Here is a 3,850-nt window from a genome sequence, read left to right on the forward strand (position 1 = left end):
CCGGACCGCAGGAGCCCATCCCCCGGCCCCCCCTGCGGAGTCCGCTGAACTGACCGCGGCCCACTACACCCACCCGGTGCGGCGGCTCGCGCGCAGAGTCGCGCAGACCGTCTTCTTCCGCGGCATGGTGAACCGCACGATCACCCGCACCAACCTGGTGGACCCGGCGGCGTACGGGGTCAAGGGCACGTGCGTGGTGGTCGCCAACCACTCGAGCCACCTGGACGCCCCGCTGGTCATGAGTGGAGTGCCGCACTACATCTCCCGTGACCTGGCCACGGGCGTGGCCGCCGACTACTTCTTCACGGCGTGGCACAAGAAGTTCTTCACCCAGCTCGTGTTCAACGCGTTTCCCGTGGACCGGCGCGGCGAGGGTGCCAATCGAGGTCTGTCCAAGAAGCTGCTCGCGGCGGGCGTCCCCCTGCTGATCTTCCCGGAGGGCACCCGCTCGAAGACCGGCAAGATGGCACCGTTCCAGATCGGAGCGGCGTCGCTTGCCCTGTCCACCCAGGTGCCCGTGGTGCCCGTGGCCCTCATCGGCGCGCACGAGGCCATGCCCCGGGGAGCCAACTGGCCGCGCCGCGGTCGTCCGCCCGTGGTCGTGGCCGTGGGCGCACCGCTGCGCGCGCGGAGCAACGAGAACGCCATCGGCTTCAACGAGCGGATCGAAGCCGCCGTGCGGGCGCTGTACGCCGCGAACAGGCACCACATCCGGGACTGACGGCCAGAGCTGGGCCCGCTCCGAACCTCAGGACCCCGGCCGTTGCGAGGTGTGCCGACGCGCCGTCTCGGCATACCAGTCGAGGACGGCCGGATCTTCCACCGTGGCCCGGTTCAGGCTGCTCGGATCCGCACCCTGGAACAGCTTCTTCACCGGGATCTCCAGCAACTTGCCCGTGCGTGTGCGCGGCACCGCCGGCGCCTCGATGATCTCGTCCGGCACGTACCGCGGCGAGACCTGCTCGCGGATGGCGGCCACGATGCGCTGCTCCAGATCCTCCGTGAGCCGGGTGCCCGGTTCAGGAACCACGAACAGCGGCATGTAGTAGTCCCCGCCGGCCAGTTCGGCACCGATCGCCATGGACGCCGCAACGCCCGCCACGCGGTCCACCACGTGGGTGAGATCAGCGGAGCCCATCCGTATGCCTCCGCGGTTGATCGTGGAGTCCGAGCGACCGTGCACGATGAACGGCCCCTCGGACAGCTGGGTCACCCAGTCCCCCTGACGCCAGACCCCGGGGAACATGTCGAAGTAGGCCTCGCGGTAACGCGAGCCGTCCGGGTCGTTCCAGAACGCCACGGGCATGCTCGGCATGGGCGTGGTGATCACCAGCTCCCCCACCTCGTCCCACACACGCTCACCGCGGGAGTTCCAGGACTCGGCGGCCACACCGAGGTACGGCCCCATGATCTCGCCCCGGTACACCGGCTGGTACGGGTTGGTCCCGATGAACGCGCTGGTGACGTCCGTTCCCCCGGAGTCCGAACCCAGCCGCACGGTGGAGGAGACCGACTCGTACACCCAATCCCACGTGGCCTCCGGCAACGGGGACCCCGTCACCAGGATGGAGCGCAGCGCGGAGAAGTCCAGTCGAACGTTCGGCACCACACCCGCCCTCTGCACCATGGACAGCACCCCTGCGCCGGTGCCGAAGAACGTGGCCCGGTTCCGTGCGGCGAGCTCCAGTGACTTCTCGGGGCCCCCGAACGTGGGTGACCCGTCGTAGGTGATGATGCGGGCGCCGGTCAGGAGGATTCCCACCAGCATGTTCCACACCATCCATGTGGTGGCCACGGCGTAGTAGGCCACGTCATCCGGCCCGAGACCCGCGTGCAGACCGAGTGCCTTGCAGAACTCCAGAACCACTCCCCCGTGGGAGTGGACAATCCCTTTCGGTTTACCCGTGGTCCCCGAGGAGTAGAGGATCCACAGCGGGTGCTCGAAAGGAACCTGCTCGTAGCACGGTTCCGCAGGCTCTCCCAGGACGCCCGAGAGGCGCAGGGCACTGTCAGGCAGCGGCCCCACATCCCCATCCCCCATCTGGTCAACCACAATCAGTTGCTCTACCGAGGGCAAGACACCCAGCAGCGCATCGTAGGACCCCGTCATCTCCCGCACGGTGCCCCCGAACTCGTAGCCATCCACCACGAACAGCACCTTGGGCTCGATCTGGGCAAACCGGTCCGCCACCCCCGCCGGCCCGAAATCAGTGTTGACCACGGACCACACGGCCCCCACGGAAGCCGTCGCCAGCAGAGCGACCACGGTCTCCGGGATGTTGGGCAGCACTCCTGCCACACGATCCCCGCGGACCACCCCGAGGTCTCGCAGGCGCTGGGCGAGCGACGCCACTCTTGCCTCGAGATCGGACCAAGTCCACTCCAAGCGTTCACGGGTCTCGTGCTCACCGATGACGGCCAGCTCATGAGGCGACGTCCGCGCCCACCGCAACGTGTTCTCGGCATAGTTCAGCCGTGCGCCGGGGAACCACTCTGCACCGGGCATCGTGTGGGCCCTCAGTGCGCACTCCCCCTGCGCCGACGCCACGATGTCGAAATGCTCCCACACCGCACCCCAAAAACCGTCCAGGTCACTGATGGACCACTCATGCAGGGATGTGAACCCCGAAAGGCTGAGACCGCGGGATTCCTCGACCCACCGGGCAAAGGCCGCCATCCGTGAATCGCGAACCGCCTCCGGTGAAGGCTCCCACAGGAGGGCTCTACTGTTCTCACGTTCTCGTGCTCTCATCGGATCAACAGTCCTCTCGCTCACGGTGACCCACCTCGTGGGATCGTGCTCGAAACCTACCAGGTGGCTTGGCTCACAAGCGGGAGGACCAGAACTTCAGACGTCCGCACCGCCGGTGGACCGAGGAGGCGAGCAGTAAGGGAAGGCGTGAGGAGCACCGAGTCGGCTCACTCAGGTGGACACGCGGGCTCCCGCACCATGCAGCGACTGGTACGCACAAGAACCCGGCATGGACCGCCAGCGGCACGTGAAGCCATGGCGCACCGTGCAATGCCACGGACGTGAGGAGCGCGGCACGGTGCGCGGGACGAGTGCGGCGGCCCAGCGACCAACCGGTTCGGGGCCGATGCCGAGGGGCGGTAGGTGCCAGAGGCCGGCCGCTGCGTGAGGGCCTGGGGCGAGCCGCGGTGTCCGGGCACGGATCCTGGGCACGCGGGGATCCGTTGTCGGCCCCGAAGCGCCTGCGTGGCCGCGGCTGGTGGGAGAATGCTTGTTAAATGCGGGGAGGCCCCACCTGGTCCACTCTTCCTGAGTGGTCCTGGTGGGGCCTCAACCCTTCCACGTTGATTCCGGCGGTGACTTACTCTCCCACACCCTACCGAGTGCAGTACCATCAGCGCTGTGGGTCTTAGCTACCGGGTTCGGGATGGGACCGGGCGTTTCCCCCACGCTATAACCACCGGAAACCTGTACCCCCGCCCATGGTGGGGGAAACCTGGTTTCCCGTTGTCTACGGGAACAATATTCTGTTGCCAACCACACGACCCGAACCACCCTCACCGGAACACGCCCCCCGGCAGTGCCGGCCCAGGCTCTCGGGCCTGGGTTGCGTGTCCCCCCGGGGTGGGGGTTGTTGGTGGTCAACCACATAGTGAACGCGAACACCACACGTGATGACTGTTTGTGTGTGTATAAGTCTTCGGTGTATTAGTACCAGTCAGCTCCACGCCTTGCAACGCTTCCACACCTGGCCTATCAACCCAGTCGTCTACTGGGCACCTCACACCCCTCGAAGGGGGTCAGGAAATCTCATCTCGGAGCAAGCTTCCCGCTTAGATGCTTTCAGCGGTTATCAATCCCGAACGTAGCTAATCAGCG

Annotated in this window: 2 protein-coding genes and 2 rRNA genes; 1 reads left to right on the forward strand and 3 read right to left on the reverse strand. The window is 66.7% G+C overall.

The annotated features are described in order from the left end of the window. A partial coding sequence (locus QL985_RS11780) for a lysophospholipid acyltransferase family protein (protein WP_290147946.1) occupies nucleotides 1-721 on the forward strand: 721 nt, incomplete at its 5' end. A gap of 27 nt (nucleotides 722-748) precedes the next feature. On the opposite strand, the gene QL985_RS11785 is transcribed toward QL985_RS11780, so the two are convergent. The 3 genes from QL985_RS11785 to QL985_RS11795 form a co-directional block, all read right to left on the reverse strand. Next, a complete protein-coding gene (locus QL985_RS11785) occupies nucleotides 749-2,752 on the reverse strand; it encodes an acetoacetate--CoA ligase (protein WP_259905687.1) in 2,004 nt (667 codons plus the stop codon). A gap of 567 nt (nucleotides 2,753-3,319) precedes the next feature. Further along, a 5S ribosomal RNA gene (gene rrf, locus QL985_RS11790) occupies nucleotides 3,320-3,436 on the reverse strand. 223 nt (nucleotides 3,437-3,659) lie between these two features. Further along, nucleotides 3,660-3,850 (reverse strand): 23S ribosomal RNA (locus QL985_RS11795); the annotation flags it as partial.

The sequence above is a fragment of the Kocuria sp. APC 4018 genome (assembly GCF_030407675.1).
Taxonomy (GTDB): domain Bacteria; phylum Actinomycetota; class Actinomycetes; order Actinomycetales; family Micrococcaceae; genus Kocuria; species Kocuria rhizophila.